Source organism: Halovenus salina (assembly GCF_026410925.1).
Classification (GTDB): Archaea; Halobacteriota; Halobacteria; order Halobacteriales; family Haloarculaceae; genus Halovenus; species Halovenus salina.
In genome coordinates this window covers 2,356,883-2,378,446 of the sequence record NZ_CP112972.1, presented here as the reverse complement: position 1 = coordinate 2,378,446, position 21,564 = coordinate 2,356,883, and the positions used below count along the sequence as shown (strand labels likewise).

26 protein-coding genes are annotated in these 21,564 nt (G+C 61.5%); 15 read left to right on the top strand and 11 right to left on the bottom strand.

All coding sequences use genetic code 11. The annotated features are described in order from the left end of the window. Positions 1-24: 24 nt before the first annotated feature. On the bottom strand, positions 25-1,011 hold the full coding sequence (locus OSC37_RS11930; RefSeq protein WP_267161671.1) for a phosphotransferase family protein: 987 nt from the start codon (positions 1,009-1,011) through the stop codon (positions 25-27). A 187-nt stretch (positions 1,012-1,198) separates the two neighbouring features. Beyond that, positions 1,199-1,936: an SDR family NAD(P)-dependent oxidoreductase gene (locus OSC37_RS11925; RefSeq protein ID WP_267161670.1), complete on the bottom strand. Its 738-nt coding sequence runs from the start codon at positions 1,934-1,936 to the stop codon at positions 1,199-1,201. Positions 1,937-2,022: 86 nt separating this feature from the next. Here OSC37_RS11925 and OSC37_RS11920 point away from each other — a divergent pair, with 86 nt between their 5' ends. Continuing rightward, a complete protein-coding gene (locus OSC37_RS11920) occupies positions 2,023-2,481 on the top strand; it encodes a DUF8743 domain-containing protein (RefSeq protein WP_267161669.1) in 459 nt (152 codons plus the stop codon). Positions 2,482-2,534: 53 nt separating this feature from the next. On the opposite strand, the gene ppc is transcribed toward OSC37_RS11920, so the two are convergent. Together ppc and OSC37_RS11910 are read right to left on the bottom strand one after the other, a co-directional pair. Further along, on the bottom strand, positions 2,535-5,246 hold the full coding sequence (ppc, locus tag OSC37_RS11915) for a phosphoenolpyruvate carboxylase (protein ID WP_267161668.1): 2,712 nt from the start codon (positions 5,244-5,246) through the stop codon (positions 2,535-2,537). A 163-nt stretch (positions 5,247-5,409) separates the two neighbouring features. Beyond that, positions 5,410-5,568, bottom strand: coding sequence for a hypothetical protein (locus OSC37_RS11910; RefSeq protein ID WP_267161667.1), 159 nt, complete (start codon positions 5,566-5,568; stop codon positions 5,410-5,412). A gap of 232 nt (positions 5,569-5,800) precedes the next feature. Here OSC37_RS11910 and OSC37_RS11905 point away from each other — a divergent pair, with 232 nt between their 5' ends. From OSC37_RS11905 to OSC37_RS11885, 5 genes are all read left to right on the top strand, one after another. Beyond that, complete coding sequence (locus OSC37_RS11905) at positions 5,801-6,517, top strand: GIDE domain-containing protein (RefSeq protein ID WP_267161666.1); 717 nt, start codon at positions 5,801-5,803, stop codon at positions 6,515-6,517. Between the two features lie 43 nt (positions 6,518-6,560). Next, positions 6,561-6,824 (top strand): hypothetical protein, encoded by a 264-nt coding sequence (locus tag OSC37_RS11900; protein ID WP_267161665.1) that lies wholly within the window; start codon positions 6,561-6,563, stop codon positions 6,822-6,824. Between the two features lie 42 nt (positions 6,825-6,866). Then, positions 6,867-7,511 carry a YkgJ family cysteine cluster protein gene (locus OSC37_RS11895; RefSeq protein ID WP_267161664.1) on the top strand — a complete coding sequence of 215 codons (645 nt, stop codon included), beginning with the start codon at positions 6,867-6,869 and terminating at the stop codon, positions 7,509-7,511. 102 nt (positions 7,512-7,613) lie between these two features. Further along, positions 7,614-7,994 carry a TRAM domain-containing protein gene (locus OSC37_RS11890; RefSeq protein ID WP_267161663.1) on the top strand — a complete coding sequence of 127 codons (381 nt, stop codon included), beginning with the start codon at positions 7,614-7,616 and terminating at the stop codon, positions 7,992-7,994. A 174-nt stretch (positions 7,995-8,168) separates the two neighbouring features. Next, on the top strand, positions 8,169-8,417 hold the full coding sequence (locus OSC37_RS11885) for a DUF7123 family protein (protein ID WP_267161662.1): 249 nt from the start codon (positions 8,169-8,171) through the stop codon (positions 8,415-8,417). On the opposite strand, the gene OSC37_RS11880 is transcribed toward OSC37_RS11885, so the two are convergent. Together OSC37_RS11880 and OSC37_RS11875 are read right to left on the bottom strand one after the other, a co-directional pair. Beyond that, on the bottom strand, positions 8,407-9,027 hold the full coding sequence (locus OSC37_RS11880; RefSeq protein WP_267161661.1) for a winged helix-turn-helix transcriptional regulator: 621 nt from the start codon (positions 9,025-9,027) through the stop codon (positions 8,407-8,409). The genes OSC37_RS11885 and OSC37_RS11880 overlap by 11 nt on opposite strands. A gap of 59 nt (positions 9,028-9,086) precedes the next feature. After that, complete coding sequence (locus tag OSC37_RS11875; protein WP_267161660.1) at positions 9,087-10,214, bottom strand: SPFH domain-containing protein; 1,128 nt, start codon at positions 10,212-10,214, stop codon at positions 9,087-9,089. 249 nt (positions 10,215-10,463) lie between these two features. On the opposite strand from OSC37_RS11875, the gene OSC37_RS11870 reads away from it, so the two are divergent. From OSC37_RS11870 to OSC37_RS11860, 3 genes are all read left to right on the top strand, one after another. Further along, positions 10,464-11,225, top strand: coding sequence for a TrmB family transcriptional regulator (locus OSC37_RS11870; RefSeq protein ID WP_267161659.1), 762 nt, complete (start codon positions 10,464-10,466; stop codon positions 11,223-11,225). A 150-nt stretch (positions 11,226-11,375) separates the two neighbouring features. Next, positions 11,376-12,059, top strand: a complete 684-nt coding sequence (gene nth / locus OSC37_RS11865; protein WP_267164187.1) for an endonuclease III — start codon at positions 11,376-11,378, stop codon at positions 12,057-12,059. A 75-nt stretch (positions 12,060-12,134) separates the two neighbouring features. After that, positions 12,135-13,562 carry a PAS domain-containing sensor histidine kinase gene (locus OSC37_RS11860; RefSeq protein ID WP_267161658.1) on the top strand — a complete coding sequence of 476 codons (1,428 nt, stop codon included), beginning with the start codon at positions 12,135-12,137 and terminating at the stop codon, positions 13,560-13,562. Positions 13,563-13,567: 5 nt separating this feature from the next. Here OSC37_RS11860 and OSC37_RS11855 read toward each other — a convergent pair whose 3' ends face one another. Beyond that, positions 13,568-13,996, bottom strand: a complete 429-nt coding sequence (locus tag OSC37_RS11855) for a bis(5'-nucleosyl)-tetraphosphatase (RefSeq protein WP_267161657.1) — start codon at positions 13,994-13,996, stop codon at positions 13,568-13,570. 102 nt (positions 13,997-14,098) lie between these two features. On the opposite strand from OSC37_RS11855, the gene OSC37_RS11850 reads away from it, so the two are divergent. The 4 genes from OSC37_RS11850 to OSC37_RS11835 all read left to right on the top strand — a co-directional run bounded on the left by OSC37_RS11850 (position 14,099) and on the right by OSC37_RS11835 (position 16,848). Continuing rightward, entirely contained in the window at positions 14,099-14,422 is a 324-nt protein-coding gene (locus tag OSC37_RS11850; RefSeq protein ID WP_267161656.1) for an uS10/mL48 family ribosomal protein, read from the top strand. Positions 14,423-14,472: 50 nt separating this feature from the next. Then, positions 14,473-15,765, top strand: a complete 1,293-nt coding sequence (locus tag OSC37_RS11845; RefSeq protein ID WP_267161655.1) for an amidohydrolase — start codon at positions 14,473-14,475, stop codon at positions 15,763-15,765. Positions 15,766-15,805: 40 nt separating this feature from the next. Next, entirely contained in the window at positions 15,806-16,144 is a 339-nt protein-coding gene (locus tag OSC37_RS11840; protein WP_267161654.1) for a 2Fe-2S iron-sulfur cluster-binding protein, read from the top strand. Positions 16,145-16,257: 113 nt separating this feature from the next. Continuing rightward, entirely contained in the window at positions 16,258-16,848 is a 591-nt protein-coding gene (locus OSC37_RS11835) for a DUF7110 family protein (protein WP_267161653.1), read from the top strand. A 63-nt stretch (positions 16,849-16,911) separates the two neighbouring features. On the opposite strand, the gene OSC37_RS11830 is transcribed toward OSC37_RS11835, so the two are convergent. The 4 genes from OSC37_RS11830 to OSC37_RS11815 form a co-directional block, all read right to left on the bottom strand. Then, a complete protein-coding gene (locus OSC37_RS11830) occupies positions 16,912-17,697 on the bottom strand; it encodes a DUF7388 family protein (RefSeq protein WP_267161652.1) in 786 nt (261 codons plus the stop codon). Positions 17,698-17,769: 72 nt separating this feature from the next. After that, positions 17,770-18,363, bottom strand: coding sequence for an NUDIX hydrolase (locus OSC37_RS11825; RefSeq protein WP_267161651.1), 594 nt, complete (start codon positions 18,361-18,363; stop codon positions 17,770-17,772). 24 nt (positions 18,364-18,387) lie between these two features. Beyond that, on the bottom strand, positions 18,388-18,876 hold the full coding sequence (locus OSC37_RS11820) for a DUF7109 family protein (protein WP_267161650.1): 489 nt from the start codon (positions 18,874-18,876) through the stop codon (positions 18,388-18,390). 32 nt (positions 18,877-18,908) lie between these two features. Next, entirely contained in the window at positions 18,909-19,079 is a 171-nt protein-coding gene (locus OSC37_RS11815) for an HVO_0758 family zinc finger protein (RefSeq protein WP_267161649.1), read from the bottom strand. 124 nt (positions 19,080-19,203) lie between these two features. Here OSC37_RS11815 and folP point away from each other — a divergent pair, with 124 nt between their 5' ends. Then, the gene (gene folP, locus OSC37_RS11810; RefSeq protein WP_267161648.1) at positions 19,204-20,385 is read left to right on the top strand and encodes a dihydropteroate synthase; all 1,182 of its coding nucleotides are present in this window, start codon (positions 19,204-19,206) and stop codon (positions 20,383-20,385) included. A gap of 2 nt (positions 20,386-20,387) precedes the next feature. Further along, positions 20,388-21,491 carry a glycosyltransferase family protein gene (locus OSC37_RS11805; protein ID WP_267161647.1) on the top strand — a complete coding sequence of 368 codons (1,104 nt, stop codon included), beginning with the start codon at positions 20,388-20,390 and terminating at the stop codon, positions 21,489-21,491. Positions 21,492-21,564: the final 73 nt, after the last annotated feature.

The following is a 21,564-nucleotide window of genomic DNA, read 5'->3' as shown; positions in this document are numbered from 1 at the left end:
AACAAAGAGATCAGTCACGTCATGTCACTCAATTAGCGACAGTCGCCGGTCGAGGTCATCACGAAACCAGGCCGTGAGTTCAGCCTCGGGCTCATCGCGCCACTCGGCGAAGCGTTCGACGTAGCCGGCCGTCGAGAGCTGTATCACCGCGTCGTACGCTGGCTTGCGCTCGTCGAATCCGGGTGGCAGTCCGCCGGCGACATCCCGATACCCCTGGTAAAGCGCAGTGACCAGTTGGTCCGGAGCGGGCTCGCACAGTCCCGCGAGCACCTGCTCGCGCGCCCGATTGAGTCCGCGTACAGGGTCACCGACCACGCTGTTACCCCAGTCGAGCACGGTGAGTCGGTCCTTCTCCGTGTCAAAACAGTTCGGTGTCGCCGGGTCACAGTGAAGCAATCGCGCCGGCACATCAGCGAGCAGATCCCGGTTTGCTCCGATTGCATCAAGCAAGCGGTCGTACTCCGGGTCGAACCGGTCGGTCTCGGCGAGGCGTCGGTTCTCGACGACCGCCTCGCGCAGGACATCTGGCCACGGTGCGTGGTCGACGACCAGGTCGTCGGCATCGCCGTCGACGATTTCGCCGGGGCGGTCGAACGCCTCGGCGTGGATGCTCGCGAGCGTGCGTCCCAGTCTGCGGGCGAGCGTCTCGCGGCGCTCGGCTGTCGTGTCGAACCACTCGCTGTCGACCGCCGCCCCGGCGACCGGTTCGGTCACGAGCGCGGGCACGGGGTCGGTTGTCGTTCCGGCGACGGTCGGCACCGTCACCGGGGTATTCGCCCCGACATATCGAATCACACCTGCCTCCCCGCGGAGTTCCACGCCGTCAGGGTCGTTTGGCGTTATCTTGCAGTACACCGCGCCGTCGGTGAGTTCGACACGCGCGACCTGTGTCGTCTGGTTCCACGACGGCCCGGCCGTCTCGACCGTCTCGGCTGTCGCCTCAGGAATCGTGTTTCGCACTGCTCGGGTGAATATCTCCGTCCGGTCCGAACCCGCTGTGTCGTCGGTCACACCTGTCGAACCGTGGTGCATCTGGTTAGTGATTTGGATTGTATCCACGCAGCACAAACCGCCGACGGCCGACTCATATACAGCCAAACAATACGAGATATCCGACCGATGACTCCGCGGCTCACCGCGAGAACGCGAGACAAATTCGGCGCGATTCGGTCAGGTATCCACAGCAAGGAGAGACTAACTATCCCTCGACGAGTCGGCCGCCGTCGACGGCGATGTTCTCGCCACTGACGTAGCCGGCCGCCTCCGAAAGGAAAAAGAGGACCGGTGCGACAACGTCGTCGAAGGAGGCGGCGCGTCCCCTGGGGTACTCAGACACGTCCGAGACGGTGTTTTCGACGGCAAACGGCGAGACGGCGTTGACCGTAATGCCGTCGTCCTGGGTGTCGCCGGCCAGCATCCGCGTGAACATCAGGACGCCGGTCTTCGCGACGAAATACGGGAAGTTCACCGGCGCGGCGTGCATCCGGTCGCTGTCGGCGAAGCCGACGTTGACGATTCGCCCCCAGTTCTGTGTTCGCATTCCGTCGAGGGCACGCCGCGAGCAGAGCACGGTCCCGTAGAAGGTGCTCTCGACGACGCTTCGCCAGGCGTCCCACTCGATGTCCTCCCAGTGGCGGGCGTCGAAGTTGCCGACGTTGTTGACGAGCACGTCAACGTTGCCGAGTTCGGCCTCGACCTCGTCGAACATCGTGTCGACGGCCTCGGGCTCGGTGATATCGCCCTGTACCGTCGTCGCGGCAACGCCGTGTTCGCGTGCCTCCTCGGCTGTCGCGGCCGCCTCGGCATCGCTCTCGCGGTAATGAACCGCTACGTCAGCGCCACAGGATGCGATGCGAAGCAGGAACTCGCGTCCCACGCGGGTTGCGCTCCCGGTGACAAGTGCTGTCCGACCGTCTAGGTCCGGTTCTGGAGCCATACTTCTTCGAGGGACGATGTCGTCTTAAATCGAATACCAACACTGTTTCCTGGCGAGTATTTACCGGCCCCAGCCCTCCTCCGGATATGGACCTCGACCGGTTTGGGACAGACAGCCCTGACGACGATGCGCCGGGAGACGCTTCAGTCTGTGTCGTCGCGACACAGTCGGACACCTTCGAGCGGTGTCGAGACGGATTTTATCCCTCGCCACGGTCGTATCAGCGGACGCGCAAATCCTTCGAGTACATGGCGTTTTACCGGACAGCACCGGTCTCCGCCGTGACACACTACGCGCGAGTCACCGACCGGGTTCCACAGCGCCGGGACGGGCCGGGACCGATGGATGAAGCGGACTGGGAGGAGCTCATCGACCCTTTCTCGGATGAAGACGAGGTCGTCGTCTTCACTCTCGACGACCTCGTTCCGCTCGACGCTCCAGCGGCGAACGACGGGAACGGCGTCCGCGGGGCGTGGTACTGTACGGTTGCCGATCTCCGGACCGCGCCGACCCTTTCGGCACTCGCAGACCGGGCACAGACGTAAGTGCTGCCCTCAGAAATTTGCGTCACCCACAATAACAGAGCAGCCTCGCCGCGTTACCCGGTGTTGTTCATCCCGGCAGCGATACCTTTGACCGTGAGCCGGAGTGTCTGCTCTTCTGTTGCCGTCCGCTCGTCTTTCCCGAGGAGGTGTATTTGCAAGAGGTTCAACGGGTCGACGTAGGGATTGCGACGGTCGAGACTCTCCCGGAGCCATGAGCGGTCAATGAGGTGCTCACGACCGGTAATAGCTCTCACGAGTTCGACGCTGCGCTCGTACTCTGCTTCGAGGCGGGGAAAGAAGCGCTCTCGGAGAGTATCATCGGCGAGTGCGGCGTACTCGCCAGCAATCTCGAGGTCGGTCCGGCCGAGTTCCTGTGCAGCGTTGTCGAGTGTTGTCCGAAAGAACGGCCATTGCTCGTACATCTCTTGGAGCACCGCTAGTTCGCCGCCGTCATCGAGATATGCATCGACACCCGTTGCCAGTGCGAACCAGCCTGGGAGGATGCACCGAGATTGTGTCCAGGAGAATACCCAGGGAATTGCGCGCAGGTCCTCAACAGAGCGCTCACCGGACCGAGAGGCGGGTCGCGACCCGAGATTTAGGTCTTCGATGACCCCAATTGGTGTCGCCTGCCCAAAGTAACGCACAAATCCGTCAGCGTTTAGCAGCGACCGATACTCGTCCCTGGCGGCGTCTGCCATTGTTTCCATCGCCTCAAACCAGTCGTCTTCGACAGCTTCGGTCGGCTGTTCGAGGGCGCGCTTGCGGGCAGAGACCTGGGCGTTCAGCATCTGTTCGAGTTCGCGTTCACCAATGCTCGGATTGCCGTACTTTTCGGCAATTGCCTCCCCTTGCTCGGTGAACTTTACGTCCCCCGTCACAGTGCTATTTGGCAGTGCTTTGAGCGCATCGTTCATCGGGCCGCCACCGCGAGAAATCGAGCCGCCACGTCCGTGAAACAGCCTGAGTGTGACATCGTGTTCTTCGGTAATCTCGGCCAGTCGGCGCTGGTTCGTGTACAGCGACCAGTTCGCCGCCAGAAAGCCGTTTTCCTTGTTCGAGTCCGAATAACCGATCATTATCTCCTGCGTGTTGCCTCGTGCGTCGAGTGCCATTTCGTAGGCGTCGTTCTCGAACAGCGTCCCCATGATGCGCTTTGCATCTGAGAGCGCACGTTCAGTTTCGAGTAAGGGGACAATATCGAGGCCACTGTGTCCCGGTGCATCGATGACACCCGCCTGGTCAGCGAGGAACGCCACTTCGAGGACATGACTCGGCTCTTCTGTCATCGATATACAATACGTGTCGATCGCTTCCTGACCATATTCGTGTTGCCATTCAGCGAGTTGGTCAAACCGTCGTAACACTCGCACTGCCGTCTCAGAGAGTCCATCTCGGCTGTCGAGAGAAATAACCGGATCATCCTGTAGGATCGCATCAGTAAGTAGTTCGACTCGTTCGTCTTCAGATAATGTATTGTAGTCGACACCTTCCCGAGCTAGCGCCTCGGTGACAGCAGTCGTGTGGTTTTGCTGGTGATCGCGGAGGTCCAGACTGGCAAGGGTGAACCCGAATGTCTCGACCTGTCGCATCAGTTTTTCAACGTGGGCTTTGGCGATGACATCACAGTCGTTTGCGCGGAGGCTCTCGGCGATTGTCTCCAGTTCTGTGTGAAACTCCTCAGCACTATCGTAACCACCGGATCTGATGTCGCCGATACGGTTCAGTTTCTCGCGCATCACCATCAGCTTCTGACGGTAGGGCTCGTTTGGGTAGCGTTTGCTCGCCTCATCGCGCGCCTCAGGAATTTCGTCGTCAACAGCATCGACACTACGGCTAATCTCTGTGGGTACGTCGATACGTTCTCCATCCAGGCTCAGTACGCTCGACATTTCCGCCAGTCGGTCCCGGTATCGCTCGATAATGAGTCTGCGCTGTCGGTCAAGCGTCGCCTCAGTAACCTCGGGTGTGACGTACGGATTCCCATCGCGGTCGCTCCCTGCCCACGAACGGAATTCGAACAGCTTTGGCAGCTGAAGATCGGCTGTAACCTCTGCTTCGAGCGCGCCGTTGATTTCGTCGTACAGTTCAGGAACGATATCAAACAGCGTGTTACTCAGATACCATTGGACGTTTCGGGCTTCGTCTTCGGGTTCCGGGCTTCGCTCACGGACCTGTGGTGTCTGCCAGAGCCCCAGGATTTCCGCCTCGATATCCCGCTCGAGTTGTCTTCGTTCTGTTGAGGTGTGAGTCCGCTCGTCGAGCGTTTCGAGGAGAGTTGCGATCTCCCAGAGTTTCGCCTTGACCGTTTTGCGATGTGCTTCGGTCGGATGTGCTGTGAACGTCGGCTGGATTAGGATATCGTCGAGAATCTGCTGTGCCGTCTCCGCGTCCGCGTCGTCGAGTTCGACGGCTGCCGCTTCGAGGCTGTCGTCGAGTGTCCCCCTCTGGGCGTTCGCACGCAGGACCCGTACCCGCTCACGCTCCTCTGCGAGGTTTATCAATTCAAAATACGCCAAGAATGCCCGCGCAAGAATTCGCTTGTTTGCTGTTTCGAGTTCTGGAATATCGGCGCGGACGTGCTCTCGTGAGTCACGGTCTCCGGCCCTGTACGCGACAGATTCACGCCGGAACCGCTCGACCGTTTCGTACGCATCAGATGATTCGTGTTCCTGAATTATCTCTCCGAGTAACGTCGCAAATTCGTGGATATTGTCCCCGAGAGTCTCTCCGTGTAGCTGTTCTTTTGCCGTGTCGTCAGACATCATCACACATATATTCCGGTCTTCAAAGTAACTTTTCCTGGATTATTTTTTGACATAGACGGTTACGTACGGCAGTTTTTGACAGATCAGAAGAAACGCCATGTGGACGGACAGACAGTGCTCGGGGCTAAAGAGTGGTGGCTCTCGGTCGTAGGTTCGTCGCCTAGATTTCAGCAATTTCGTCGTATTCGTTCCAACACTGACACTCAAGATCGTCTATCGACGTGACCTCGTCGGGCAGGTCCGAGATGGGCATCCCATCCCCGACTTCATCGCAATCGTCGTCGTGGACGGTGAAGTCGTCGCTCGACATGATGGGCATATTTGTAAATACGAGGGAACGATAATAAAGCCGTTCACCGAGACGGCGGCCGCCCGTCCCGACAGCAACCACGAGCCAAGCGGCGCGGTCGAAAAGACAGTAATTTGACGATAGCGTCAGAATCACACAGCGTGAGTAGCGTCGACGCATTCGTCATCGGCGGATTGCTCGCCGCCATCGGCGTGCTATTGGCCTCCAGACTCGCGAGGGTGTTGTGGGCGCTCACCGCGCTGTGGGGTGTCTCGCCGACAGAAAGCCCGACCATCGGCGACGGCGAAGCGGTTGCTGTCGGGGGCAGACGTTCGTCGAGGAGCCGGCAACAGCGGCCGACCGGCTGTTTCCCGACGCCGGCGATGTGGGCGCGTACGTCTGGCAGGCCGGCTTTCTCAGCTCGGGAGCGTACACCTACGACACGGCACGCAACGAGTTCCGCCAGCGACGGAAGCCGTTTGCCTCTGGTGTCGAATCCGGACAGTTCGGCGTCAAGAGTGACCGACAGCGGCTGTACGTCAACCTCGACTGGCTCCGAGAGCGGTACGATGCTCCGACCTTATCGGGGCTGGAAGTGGGCAATCCCCGCGGGAACCTCTCGCTCCCGGCACTCGTGACGCGGTATCTCTTCGACTCCCGGTTCATCTGCCTTCGCTCGACGGTCGGCGAGGTCGCGGTCGATACGCTGACCGACGTCGTAGACCTGTACCGAGACGACATCCACATGGACGAGTTTTTCATCGATGCGCGGGGCGTTCCGGTCGGTAAGTCGCTGTTTGTCCACGGCGAAGTTCGGATGCAAGACGGCCGCCCGACGGTCATCGGCACCGACGAGACGCCGCTTTTCATCTCAGACAGAGGGAAAGACGGGCTGACCCGGATGCTGCGTTGGACGGCGGCGAAGTACGGGCTCGCTCTCGCCGTCGTCTTGGCCCTGGCTGGTGTCGTTCTGCTGTGAGCGGTCGTGTGTGCTTATCAGGCTGGGGGGCAGAGTATCGGCTATGTTCACGCTCGACGTAGACCGGTTCATCTTCGAGTTGAAAGACGGGGCGCTCAAACACGTCGGTGCCTCGAACAAGTCCGCGACCGCGAAACTCTACGACGTCGACTCCGTCGAGGTCCGGGAGTTCGGCGACGAGCGGGTGAAAATTACCTGTGAAGACGGCAGCGGCAACGAAATCGAGGTAGCACTCGACCCTGCCGAAGCGAGTACTGTCGCCGAGGAGCTCGCAGACCTCGAAGCCGAGAGCGACATCTTCGAGTAACTGGCCCGACGCGCTTTTGAGGCCACCGACGAAGACTCACATGTGGAGAGCCTGGAGACAGAACTCGACCGCGCCCGTTCGCTGTCGGTCGAGCACCTCGCGGACGCAATCGAGTCAATCGGCTTCGAGTGTACCCACTGCGGGGCCTGTTGTAAGGCCGCCGACTGTGGCGACACAGCATCCGACGAAGAGCACACCGCAACGGCCTTTCCCGACGAGGTGCGCGAGTTACAGGAACAGGACGAGTACGACTGGCGGGACGTGGCACGTCCGATGCCGTACGGCCTCACCGAGGACGGCGGCGAGACCTTCGAGTGGGCGCTCCAGACCGACGGCTGTGGCGACTGTACCTTCTACGACGACGCGGCCGCGCGGTGTACCGTCCACGAGGATCGGCCGCTTATCTGTCAGACCTACCCGTTCAGTGTCGCGCTTGGGGGCACATCCCAACCCCTCGGCGAGGCCGTCGACAGCGAGGGGATGGTTCGGGCACACGAGTGTGAGGGACTGGGACGAGACATCTCGCGGGCTGACGCCGAAGAGCTGGCCGCCGCGCTCAAAGAACGAGCCGTGCGGGAACTGGAGGAGGCGATTGGGGTCAGAGACAACTACGAGCCAGTCGAGACCGACGGAGTCGTCGTCTACGATTCGGAGGGGCCCAAAGACGCCGACGGACAGCCGTACTGAGGCCTGTCGCGGGCAGACACCGAACACGGGCTACCGGGGTGGCAGATAACAACTACTTTGAGGGTAGCAGTTGCCAGAGTACATACGGAGGTTCGAGTACCTGTGGAGATATCAGACGAACTCCTCTGTCTGTACAGCGCCGATGTATTGGACGACGGCGACAGCTACCGCATCGAAGTACCTCGCCGAGAGGTCGAAACCGGTGCGGTGTCGGCCGGCGAGACCTACCGAATCGCGCTCATCGCTCCCGAGACCGAGACAACGACCGAGGCCGAGGTCTCCGACGCACCCCAGCCGCCGGTCGAGCCCAGCGAGATTCGCTATGTCGAAATCGAAGACCTCGGCAAACAGGGCGACGGTATCGCCCGCGTCGAGCGAGGATACGTCATCATCGTTCCCGACACCGAAGTCGGTGAGCGGGTCAAAGTCGAAATAACCGAGGTCAAATCGAACTTCGCGGTCGGAGAAGCAATCCCGGAGTAAGCTGGCGTTGCTGTTTCGGTGCCGTACCAGGAACGTCGGCCAGCCCGGCAATGAGTCAGACAGGCTGTCACCCGAAACACCTCTCGCGTCGTTCTCTCCCGAAAACCACACCACAACGCGGTGTTAACTCTTCGTACCAAACCGGCTATACGTGAACGGGACCGAATGTATTGTATGAGCACGACGGCCGAGACCGCGACGGGAGCTATGACCCTCTCGGAGAAACAACAGCGTATCCTTGGCTACCTGCGAGAGCACGCCGACGAACAGACCTACTTCAAGTCCAGACTCATCGCCGACGACCTCGAAATGTCTGCCAAAGAGGTCGGGACGAATATGAAGGCCATCGAACAGGGCGAGTTCGAGGTCTCTGTCGAGAAGTGGGGTTACTCCTCCAGTACGACATGGATGGTCACGACGTAGCGTCGGGGGCGTAATCGAGCAACGCCGGCGCAATCGACGCCAGCGCCGCGGCGTCCTCGCCAAAGGAGTCGGCGTATCGCACGAGCAACACCATGACCTGTTCGGGTTCTGTGACGCTGTAGCCGTCCGTACGCGAGAGCAGCCCGTCTTCTTCGAGCCGAGCCGCGTGTTTGCTCACGGTTGGCCTGGATACGTCGAGCGTGGCGGCGATATCACCTGCAGACGCGCCGGGGTCTTCGAGCAGCGTGACGAGGATGCCTCGCTGGGTCTCCCGACGCAGGTGACCCAGGACCACCTGCTCGAACTCCGAGAACTGTCCCGCCGGGAAATACCGTCGGTAGTCGCCGTCTTTCCGGCTTTCGACGACATCTTCCTCCTCGAGTCCCCGGAGATGATGCTGGGTCTCACCGGTTCCGAGCTGGAGGTCGTCGCGGATCTTCGAAAAGTGTGCGCCAGGGGTCGTGCTCAGATAGCCTGTGAGGGCGTCCGGCGCGTCGCTGTCAGTCTCGTCGGCGCTTGCCAGACCGACGAGTGGGCTGGCTGCACCCAGGGCAGCGAACCGACGGAGTGTCGCCCGTTTCGACTGGTCGACACTCCTGTCTCGGGCCATATCGGAGCAACGTTGGGTAGACGTATAATCGCTTCGCTCGGTAAAACAGCCGCGGTCGATTACGCGTTGTCGCCGACCTCGGGGTCGGCTCCGTCGTCGATAATCTCGTCGGGGTCTTTGATGTCTGCGCTCGTCTCGCCGGCTTTGACCGCCTGTGCTTCCTCTTCCATCCCTTCGATGTCGACGATTTCCTCCTCGTCTTCAAGTTCGCCGAGAATCTCTTGGATGTCGTCAAGACCGAGCATCTCACGGGTCTCGTCGTCGAAATCAAGCCCTTCGAGAACGTGGCCGTTCTCCTTGACGTCGCTGCCCTGGAGGTGACGGCCGTAGCGTGAGACCAGCGAGGTGAGTTCCTGTGGCAGGACGAACGTGTTCGACTCGCCCTGGCCGATACCTTCGAGCGTCTCCATTCCCTTGTCGATAATCGCCCGCTCACCCATCGAATCCGCTGCCTTGGCGCGGAGGACCGTCGAGATGGAGTCACCCTGGGCCTCCAGAATCTGGCTCTGTTTCTCACCCTGCGCGCGGATAATCTGGCTCTGCTTGTCACCCTGGGCCTCCTCGATGGCGCTGCGGCGTTCACCCTGGGCTTCCAGAATCATCGCACGGCGGCGACGCTCCGCGGAGGTCTGCTTCTCCATGGCCTGCTGGACATCCTTCGAGGGGTTGACCTCGCGGACCTCGACCGATTCGACGCGAATCCCCCACTCGTCGGTCGGCTCGTCCAGTTCTGTCCGGATTTTCGCGTTAATTTCCTGGCGCTTGTTCAGCGTATCGTCAAGCTCCATGTCACCCAGGACGGCACGCAGCGTCGTTTGTGCGAGGTTGGACACCGCACGCTTGTAGTCGTCCACTTCGAGGAAGGCCTTTTTCGCATCCATCACCTTGATGTAGACGACTGCGTCGGCGGTCACCGGCGAGTTGTCCCGCGTGATTGCTTCCTGTCGTGGCACGTCCAGCGTCTGGGTCCGCATGTCGAACGTGTACGTCTTCGTCACGAACGGCAGGACGATGTTCGGACCGGGTTCGAGCAGTCCCTGGTACTTCCCGAACCGGGTGTACGCTCGCTTCTCGTAGGCGCGAACGATGACGACACTCTTGTAGGCAGTGACGACCACGAGGATGAACAGTATCGCGGCAATCAGGCCCCCCGCTGACCCTGTTGCCAACGCTGCTTGTGTTACCATAACACTCTGAACTTGGGTACCGCTACACTAAAGTGTTGGTCGTCGTTTCAGTGTATCATTGTAAACTAAGTAGAGGTGACAAAAAACTTCATAGAAATGTACAGAAATATTTTTGAAGGTTACGAGTACGCCACAGTAGAAGCGACATTGCTTCGAAAACGACAAAAGACGTTAGTAGTAAGGTACAAACACAGAGGCGTTTGAAGCCATACCGAACGTGCTGACAAGCGATAACCGACACAAGAGACAATGGACGAGAACGAAGCGATATCGGGGCTGAAGCAGCTCGGGTTGACGACCTACGAGGCCCGGGTGTTCATCGCCCTCCAGAAACTCGGGACGGGAACAGCAAGCGAGATAAGCTCGGTTGTCGACGTGCCGCGGTCACAGGTCTACGGCGCGTCCGAGGGGCTCGAAGAGCGTGGACTCGTCGAGACCCAGCAGTCGACGCCGACGGCCTACCGGCCGGTCCGGCTCGAACAGGCGCGGCGGCTGTTGCTCGACCAACTCGCCGAGACCGGAACTGAGACGTTCAACTACCTTGAACGCGTCCAGAACACCCACGAGGGAGAGGAGCGTAGCGAGTCGATCTGGCTCGTCAACTCCCGGGATGCAATTATCTCACGAACCGTCGAGGTAATCGAAAGCACCGGAGACCAACTCCTCTATGCCGCTACCGAGGTCGACGCACTCGACGGCGAGGTGCTCGCTGCGCTCGATGATGCCGTTGCGCGAGGAGTCGATGTCGTCGTCAGCAGCTCGAATCAGTCGGTGCTCGATGCGGTGCCCGAGACCGACGGCTATAGGACGTACAACGTCCCCGACCACCGAGACATGAACGTCGACGCCGGGCGGGTATTGGTCGCTGACGGCGACACTGTTCTGGTGAGCACGCAGTCGGCGTCGGCAGACGAGATGACACAGGAAATTGCCTTCTGGACCAGCGAAAACCCATTCGCCGCCATCTTCGTCGAGCTTGTCGAAGCCTGGCTCGAAGACCCTTTCGCGTGATAGTGATTCTTGCGGTGATTTGCAGACCTGATTGACGAAATCGGTTTGTTTAGGGCCTGATGGAGAGAACAAGCGACACTGTGGCGGCAACGCCTCGCAATAATCACGATGAGGCGGTGGGCTCAAGGAGCCGCCGGACCGACCGATGGTATGGGCACGATGTTGTCCTCGACCGAAGAACAGACAGTCGAGGTAGTCGACCGACTCCACGACGAGTATCCGGAGTCGACAATCTCGCTGCGGTTTTCGAATCGTCTCGAACTACTGATAGCGGTCATCCTCTCTGCACAGTGTACCGACGAGCGCGTCAACAGCGTGACCGCCGACCTCTTCGAGAAGTACGACGGTCCCGAGGCGTACGCGGCCGCCGACCAGGAGGAACTCGCCGAGGACATCAACTCGATTACCTACTATAACAACAAGGCCAGCTACATCCGCGACACCTGCGAGCAGATTGTCGAGGAACACGACGGCGAGGTCCCGGACACCATGTCGGCGCTGACGGACCTATCGGGAGTGGGTCGAAAGACTGCAAACGTTGTTCTCCAGCACGGCCACGACGTGGTCGAGGGCGTTGTCGTCGACACACACGTCAAACGCCAGAGCCGACGGCTTGGGCTGACTGAACAGTCCACCCCAGAGGCAATCGAGCGCGAGCTGATGGAGATAGTGCCCGAGTCGGAGTGGCAGCAGTGCACCCACCTGTTCATCAGCCACGGCCGGGCGGTTTGCTCGGCCCGCAACCCCAACTGCGAGGCGTGTGTCCTCGAAGATATCTGTCCCTCCTCGAAACTCGACAGCGACACCGACCTCGCCTCGGGCGAGAGATGGTAACACCGGCGCAGTTAGGCCGGGGATATATTCCGACAGCGCACAAAGAGAGCGTACGGAGATTCAGAGGGAACGCCGATGAATATTGATTCTGTCAGAAAGTACCAGGCGCTCGTCGAACACTCGACAGACGGCATCACGCTCGTCGACGAGGCCGGCGTCATCCAGTTCAAGAGTGAGTCCGCAGAGCGTGTCATCGGTTACGAGCCGGAGGCACTCGTCGGCGAGAACGTCTTCGAGTACGTCCACCCAGCGGACAGGCCGAGGGTACGAGAGACCTTCGAGGAGGTCGTCAACTCACCGAGCGGGACGACCGGAGCGGCAGAGTACCGGTTCGACCACGGCACCGAGTCATGGACCTGGATGGAGTCGACGCTGGTCAACCGGACTGGCACGGAGTTAGATGGGTACGTTATCAACACCCGAGATATCAGCGAGCGGAAGGCACACGAGCGCGAACTCGAAGAGGAACGCCGAAAGTACTCCACGCTCGTCGAACAGAGCAACGACGGAATCGCCATCATCCAGGACGGCCATATCGTCTTTGCCAACGCACAGTTCGAGCGGCTGTCGGGCTACGACGAGCACGAACTCCTCGACAGGTCGTTCCTGCGGGTCGTCGCACCCGAAGACCGAGACCTGGTCGAAAAGCGGTACCAAAAGCGATTCGACTCCGAGGCAGAAGTGCCTCCGTCTCGCTACGAGATTCGCGTCCTCACGAGCGACGGGAACCACCGTGTCGTCGAACTCAGCGTCGCCAAGATACAGTATGAGGGCAACGACGCATCTCTTGCGATGGTCAGAGACGTGACCGAGCGAAAAAGCTACGAGGAAGCGCTCGAAGAGGTCAACACCGAACTGGAGCTGTTGAACCGGATGGTCAGACACGACATCCGCAACGACATGAGTGTCATCCTCGCGTGGGGCCAGCTGGTCGAAGACCACGTCGACGAGGCTGGCCGAGAACACCTGGACAAGATTCTCGCGAGCGGCGAACACGTCGTCGAACTCACCGAGATTGCCCGTGACTACGTCGAGATGTTGACCAGCGACGGCGACCTCGAACGCAAACCGGTCGCGCTGGCAGAGGTGCTCGAAACCGAGCTGGCTCTTCGTCGCGAGTCGTTTCCGGAGGCGGAGTTCCACCTCCGCGGAGAGATTCCAGACGTCGAGGTGTTGGCAAACGAGATGCTCGGGTCAGTGTTCAGGAACCTCCTGACCAACGCGGTCCAGCACAACGACAACGACACGCCAATAGTCGAGCTCACCGCTGAGCAACGCGACGACGACGTTGTCGTACAGGTCGCGGACAACGGCCCTGGCATCCCGGACTCACAGAAAGAAACCGTGTTCGGGAAAGGCGAGAAAGGGCTCGACAGCCCGAGCACGGGCATCGGCCTCTATCTGGTCTACACGCTTGTCACGCAGTACGGCGGAACCGTCGATATCGAGGATAATGACCCGCATGGTGCGGTGTTCTCGGTTCGCCTGCCATTGGCCGAGTAATCGGGTTACTCCTCGGCGAACTTGTCGTCGAGGAACTTATCGGCCTTGCGCAAGATTTCACGCGGTCCGTCCTGTGTGATGGTGTTTATCGCCTGTTCGTAGTCGCGCCACTGGTGGTCGCGGTGTTCGTGTGACAGTTCCGCCGACGCCTCGAACGAGCGAGCGATGAACAGATGGACTGTTTTGTGGATGGTGTCACCACCCGCCTCGAAGACGTAGTCGTACTCCTCGCGGAAGCCATCGATGAGCCGGAAATCGCCGATTCCGGCCTCCTCTTTCACCTCGCGTATCGCCGTCTGCTGGAGTTCCTCCTCTCCTTCGACACCGCCTTTGGGAAATTCCCAGTCGCCTGGGCGGCTTTTCAAGAGGAGATACTCTCGACAGCCACGTGTATCGCGAAAGAGGATGGCTCCCGCGCTCGTGGCCTCCTTCATTGTAACCACCTAGTATGGCATGCGTTAAGTGAATGTCGAACGACTGCTCGGCGGGCAATCGAAAACGAATGGGTTTTGTCTTCGCCCGTGTTGTCGTCGTGTATGCCGTTCATCACTCGGCTCACGCTCAAGAGCGGAGACGGAGACATGCTGGAGTCGGTCGTCTCCGATATCAAGGGGCGAGCTGAGCGCAAGGGTGCCGAGCTTAAGGGGCCACACCCAAAGCCCCCCTCGCGCCATACGGTGCCACTGTACAAGGGCCTGCGCGAGGACGGTCGCTTTCGCCCGTGGGAGTACACTGTCTACACCCGGGTCATCGAGATTATCGACCACAACGAGTTTGCCCGCCAGATTGCCGGCGAGGAGTACCCTGACAGCATCCACATCTCCGCCGATGTCGAGCAGTTCAGCCAGACTGGCGAGTAGCGTTGCCGCAGTCGGGTCCGTTTATATCCCTGACCCCCTTTTGTTGGGACATGGCCGAATCCGTCCACTCTGACTGGCTCGTCTCGCGACGCCGAGAGTTCCACCGCCGCCCCGAACCTGCCTGGTGTGAGTTTCAGACGACAGCACGCATCATCGAGGAGCTGCGGGCCTTCGGCGTCGACGACGTCGCGTTCGGTCCCGAGATACTCGCCGAGGGCGAGCGCCAGGGCCTCCCCGACCGGGAGACCCGCGACGCCTGGCTCAACCGGGCGCGAGAGACCGAGGCCGACGACGAGATTCTCGACGAACTCGCCGGCGGCTACACCGGTGCGATAGCGACAATCGAGGGGGGCGACGGCCCGACCGTCGCGCTCCGGGTCGACATCGACGGCCTCCCACAGCGAGAGGCCGACGGACCGGGCCATCAGCCCGCAGAAGAGGGGTTCCGCTCGGTTCACGAGGGATACATGCACGCCTGCGGGCACGACGCACACATGACCTTCGGGCTCGGCGTCGTCCGCGAGTTCGTCGATGCCGACTTCGACGGGACGCTGAAGGTCATCTTCCAGCCCGCCGAGGAGGTCGTCGGCGGCGGCAGGCCGATTGCCAAGAGCGGCCGCCTCGACGACGTCGATGCCCTGCTCGCGGTCCACATCGGCCTTGACAACCCCAGCGGAACAGTCATCGCAGGGATGGGCGGATTCTACGCCGTCACCCACCTCGAAGCGACGTTCGCGGGCGAGTCGGCACACGCTGGCGCACAACCCAACGCGGGAGCGAACGCAGTCCAAGCAATGGCAACCGCGATACAGAACCTCTATGGCATCGCTCGCCACGGCGACGGCGCAACACGCGTCAACGCCGGTGAGGTAGCCGGCGGGACGGCCTCGAACATCATCGCCGAGGACGCCTATCTCGAGGGAGAGGTCCGCGGCGAGACGACCGAGTTGATGGACTACACCCGCGACCGGGCCGAACAGGTCATTGAGTCGGCTGCCGAGATGCACGACTGCACCGTCGACATCGAGCGCGGCAGCGAGGCCCCCAGCGCCGAGAGCGACGATGCTGTGGCCGATGTCGTCGCCGGGGTAGCCGACGGCCACGACGGCGTCACACACGTCGCACCCACGGGCGATCTCGGCGCGAGCGAGGACGCGACCTACCTGATGAACCGGGTCCAGGAGACCGGCGGCGTCGCTTCCTTCGTAGGCATCGGAACGAACCACCCTGGCGGCCACCACACCGCGACGTTCGACGTCGACGAACGCTCACTCGATATCGGTGTCGACGTCCTCGCCGGTACAATCGAGAAGCTATTTTCGGGCGAACACGACGCCGAGTGACACCTTAACAGTTTAGTGCGGTACGATTGTAGGAAAGACAATGACAGAGCACACAGTCGAGTTCGTCGGAACCGGCGAGGCCATCACCGTCTCCGACAAGGAGACGATTCTGAACCGGTGTATCGAGGAGGGCATCGCACAGGAGTTCTCCTGTCGGGTCGGGATGTGTCTGGCCTGTTCGGCAAAGATTATCGAAGGCGAGGTGACACAGCCGGCCGCACGCGGGCTGACCGACGAGGAGAAATCCGAGTACGCCCTGACCTGTATGGCTCGACCACAGTCAGACCTCACGCTTGACCGCGGCAAGTACCCGCCGAGCATCGAAGACGAGTACGCCGCCGAGGACGGAGCCGGGGACACGGCTGCCGCTGACGACTGACGGCCCGTTCAACGGCACAGAAGGGTAGCCCATTTATGGATGGGTCCCGTAGATATCTGTATCGAGTCGTTGCCAAAGCAGACAACCCGGCCCATTCAGCTCCCACTACATCCATGACCAGCCGCGTATACAGACTCCACTCGACGCTGGAACTGCCACTTGAAGAGCTCCACGAGTACCTGGAGGACCCCGACCTCCCCGACCGTGTCGACGACATCGAGTTTACCCGACGGAACAACACGCTCATCATCAGCGCGGTACCGGCCGACGACAGCATCAGCAAGTACACGCCGACGGCCCAGCTGAAAGCCAGCGTGACCGAGAACCGCGTCTACGAGGAAGACCCAGAAGAGACCCCTCCGGGAAAGCCACCGCGAACCAGCGGCGGCGGCCCACAGTGGGGCTCACTCGACGAGGAGGAGGAAATCGAGTCCGAGCTCGTCGAGTACGCCTGCTTCAAGGGCGACCGCGAGACGGTGCTCCAGAACACCGCACTCCAGTACCAGATGTTCGAGGTGCTCTGTGAGATTGCCCGCCGCGCCGAGAAAGGGGCACTCACCGTTGTCGCAACTAACGAAGAGGATATCGAGGCGATTCGCATCGTCGATGGCGAGGAAGTACCGGCATCTATCACTGTCACCGACGACCCTGGTGAGGGCGACGAAGGCAGCAGTGTCGACTGGCGAAGCAACGACTTCATATAGCTCCCCCGTCCGCTGATTGGCTCTTCTTATCGAGAATACGTCACCTGAAATTGCCGACAGCAGTCACACCCCGAGTGCGTCGAGCCCACGGGCCGGGTAGGCGACGATATGGTCGACACCAGCCTCCTTGAGCAGATTCGCCTGGTGAGTGACAGTGTCGTTGATGCCGGCGAGCGCGTAGTCACAGCAGGCCGTCAGCAGCGTCTCTCGGGCGTCGCCCTTGATAGTGCTATCGTGCGGGCAGTCGTCGGGGAGTGCAGCCCGGACTGGGCCGCGGCGGGCGGTGTAGTCGCCGACAGCGTCGAGAACTACGTCCTCGTCGTCGGTCAACACGGTCGGCGCGTAGACCGCAATCTCTCCGTCGAAGCCGACCTCCCGGAGTGCCCGCACGTCGCGGATGGTACTACCCGAGAGGAGCTCGTACTGTGTGCCGCCGGCAGCGAGGGCCGTGCGTTCGATGCCCTCGGTGCCAACCCAGGGCTCGTTACTGTCTGTGATTGCGGCGCTGAGTCGCGGCGCGATGGCCCGCTTTCGCTCGTCCCGTTCGAGGTAGGCAGGGTGGCCGGCGACGAGGACCTCTCCGACGACATCGGGGAGATTGTTCCGGACACTCTCGTCGCCGAGCGGGTCGAAGCCGTCCGCACGGACCGGAACCGTCGCCCTCACGTCGGCCTCTTCGGCCAGGCGTTCGAAGACGGCTGGCGCTGGGACGTGCTCGTGGCCTTCGTAGTCGATGGTCACAGTCTGCACGTCCAGGTCGCGGGCGCGTTCAACGTCGACCTCGGTCGGCTTAAGCGCGACCGCGTCGATGCCCACGTTTGTCAGCCGTTCGCCTGTAAGTACTGTCATGGCCGTTTCGTCTGTGTTTCTCAACGGCCCGTGAGTCATAATCCTGTCGATTGGCACGAAAATTCGGGGAAACTACAGCGGATACTCCGCGTCGGCGTCGACGACTTCGTCTATCTCGGGTGCCGTCCAGTCGGTGGTCAGCTCGAGCAACTGGACGAGCATGCGAGCGGTCGCCCCCCAGACGGTGTACTCGTCGACGTAAAAGTAATGCACGCGAATCCGGCCGCGCTCAGGGTGGTCGCGGTACTCGCCGTGGTAGTTATCGAGATCTGTCAGCGCCGCGACCGGGAGGATCGCAATCTCGGCCACTTCGTCGTCACAGGGCAGATACTTGCGGTCGGGGATCCGTGCGACAAACGGACTGACAGAGAAGCCGGTGACAGTGACGATGTCGTCGAGACGGCCGACGAGCGAGACTTCCGAAGGGTCGAGACAGACCTCCTCGTTGGCCTCGCGGGTGGCCGTCTCGAAGAGCGTCTCGTCCTCGGGTTCGCGTCGCCCGCCCGGAAAGCTCATCTGGCCGGGATGATTTGAGAGGTGTTCGGCACGCTTCGTAACGAGGAGATGAGGGGTATCGCGCTCAACGACCCCAGCGAGGACTGCAGAGTCCCGGCGCTCGGCTGTCGTCAGCGTCGGGTCGAGCCGTCTCACCCCATCGAGATGCATGTTCATACAACGTGACCCAGCGGCTTAATTTGTTTGTGTCGCTCCAGCCAGCTCCTCACGAATCCCCGTCAGCGTCACGTCCGCCCAGGGTTCGAGTTCGTAGCTGGCATCGAGCAGGGTCTCGATGCGGTCGGCGTCACCAGCCTCGATGGCCGCCCGAGCGTCTTCGCGGAACATCTCTGCGACTGTCGGGCCGACTGCATCCGTCGAGACCGAGCGGGCCTCGATATCCAGTATATGTGGCAGGTCTCTGGCGTCAGTCGGCAGCGTCGGAAATGAAAGCGGGCCGGCGAGCAACAACGGCTCGTCAACCACCGCATCAAGCGCCCCGGCGTCGACAGCAACGAGATGGTAGGTCCGGATCGCCTCGTCGATACCCTCCGCGAAGGCGCTCGCATCGTAGCTTTCTCCCTGCCTGTACGCGAGCTCGGCGAGCGCCTCCGACAACTCTCCCCGCGTGAGTCCTCCGAAGAGGTCGACAACGCCGGCCAGCTCGTCTCCCGTGAATTCCATATACGACTCAGTGAGTGGCGTGGGCTTTACTGTTATCCGACTTCCTTCCACTGTGCGCCGCATTCGGGACAGGCCCGTACCTTACCGACGACATCCGGGTCGTTTTCGGTATCGAGGTCCATCTCACACGACGAGCACCGGAGCCGCCCGTAGGTGTCTTTCTCTAGGTCTCCTGCACGTAGCCCCTTTCGTGTGGACTTCATATTTGTGAGTATGTGACAGAGTGGTAAAAGATTCATGTTGATATATACAATCATTAGCAATCATATCAGTCCAGATTACTTCCGGAACCGGCAGTCATTAATAGGCACAATCCAAGTACTGGCAATGCGAACTGTCGACGCAGCCGGGCTGCATATTGGTGACGACCATCCGACACGGATTATGGGCGTACTGAACGTCAGCAAAGAGTCACCGTACGATCCGTCGGTGTACGACGACCCTGGCGAGGCGGCGGCTTACGTCGACGAGGAGCTCATCGGCGAGGGAGCCGATATCGTCGATATCGGCCTTGAATCGGCCAACAAGCGCCTTGACGTGCTCTCGGCCGAACAGGAACGAGACAGACTCGACACCGCCGTCGAGACAATCGAGTCCGTGAGCGGTGACGCGATTTTCTCCATCGAGACGCGGTACGCCTCAGTGGCCCGAGCGGCGCTCGACCGTGGGTTCGACATGGTGAACGACATCTGTGGCTTTGCCGACCCAGAGATGCCCGAGGTCTGTCGGGAGTACGACGTGGCCGTCGGCAAGATGGCGAGCCCACCGGACATCGAACGCCCCGGCGCGGTCGGCGACGTGGACTGGGCCGACGCCCGCTCGTCAGCGTGGGCGCGACAGGCCGACTACGTCGACAAGGTCTACGCCGCACTCGACCAGAACGGGATGACGGAGAAGACGATTCTCGACCCCGCCTTCGGCGGCTGGAGCGAAGCAAAGACCATCGACAACGACCACGAGACATTCGAGCGGCTCCCGGAGTTCCGGGCCTACGGCCGCCCGCTTCTGGTCTCTATCAACCGCAAGAACTTCCTGCGGACCATCGCTGACCGGTCGACCGAGGAGGCGCTACCGGTCAGTCTTGCTGCCACCGCGATGGCCGTCGAACGCGGTGCTCACGTCGTCCGGACCCACGACGTCGCCGAGACCAGTGACGCCGCACAGATTGGTGACGCCTTCACCGAGCGAGCGAGCGCCACGGCCGCGGGCGTGACGGCGACCGAACTCGACGCCCCGACGCCCGGCGAACTCCGGCGACGTATCGAGAACATCGGTGCAGACGGGACTGCCGCCGACGGCCTCACCGGTCGCGTGATACAGGTAGACGGAGTCGACGGCGAGACAGCACAAGAACTCGTCGAGGCCGCCGAGACGGCCGGTGTCACGGTCGTGGCCGGAACCGACGGTCTCCTGCTCGGTGGCTCGACTGGCGCACTCGCGGCGCTGGCCGACGAACTGTCGAGGGCGGAACTTGACGGTGTCGCAGATATCTGTCAGTCCGGGAGGTAGCGATGGATTACGCACAGGAGTACGTGACGACGATTCATGACCTGGCCGACCCGACGCCGAAAGCACCGCTTGGTGAGTGTGCTGTCGTGGTGCCGATTGCCGGCGACACCCCGCAGGCAGTTACCCCCGAACACATCTTTTCGGCGCTCGAAACGGTCGGACCGGCCTCAGTTGTCGTCCCTCTCCGCGCGCCCGTAGAAACGGCGGGTGCGTTCCGCGAGTGGGTCACTGACTTCGACCTGTCCGTGACGGTCCTGTGGTGTAACGCTGCAGGCGTCAGCGATGCGCTTGCAGCGCACGGTCTCGACGGTCCACACGGGAAGGGTCGTGACGTGTGGCTGGGAATGGGCGTTGCCGCCGACCGGGCCGAGTACGTCGTCGTCCACGACGCGGACGCGACGACCTACGGCGAGCGCCACGTCCCACGGCTGCTCGCGCCGCTTGCCCACGGGTACGATTTCGTCAAGGGGTACTACGCCCGCGTCGAAAACGACCAGCTCTACGGCCGCCTTACACGCCTGTTCGTCGCGCCGCTGATAGACGCGCTCGGCGACGGGGACGCGTTTCTGGCGTATCTGGATGCGTTCCGGTATCCCCTGGCCGGGGAGTTCGCGTTCACCGCCGAGGCTGCCAGACAGGTTCGCGCACAGCGGACCTGGGGGCTCGAAGTCGGCCTGCTCGGGGAGGCGTATGCGGTCGCCGGTCGGGACCAGACAGCACAGGTCGACCTCGGCGTCCACAAACACGACCACCGACCAGTCGAGGGGTCGAGCGGACTGTCGACGATGGCCGACGAGGTCGGTGCGGCGCTGTTCCGGGCGCTCGCCGACCACGGCCTAGACCCTGACTACGACCGTCTCCGCGAGCGGTATCAAGCGGCCGCCGACCGGCTCGTCGACCAGTACGCCACGGACGCCGTGCTCAACGGCCTCGACTACGACTCAAGCGCCGAGCGCGAGCAGGTCCGGGCATACGCCGCAAGCGTCGAAGCTCCTGGTCCGGACGACCGGCTCCCGGCCTGGAGTGAGACCGAGCTCTCGCCGTCGGCGATTTGTCGCGCCGCACAGACCGCAGAGACGACCGCAAGCAGTCCATCCCCGGATTGACTGGGGTATGGAACGTCGACCTGTGGGTTTTGTAGCATCGTTTTATTTGTTTCAGAATGGACAGTTTGCAGCC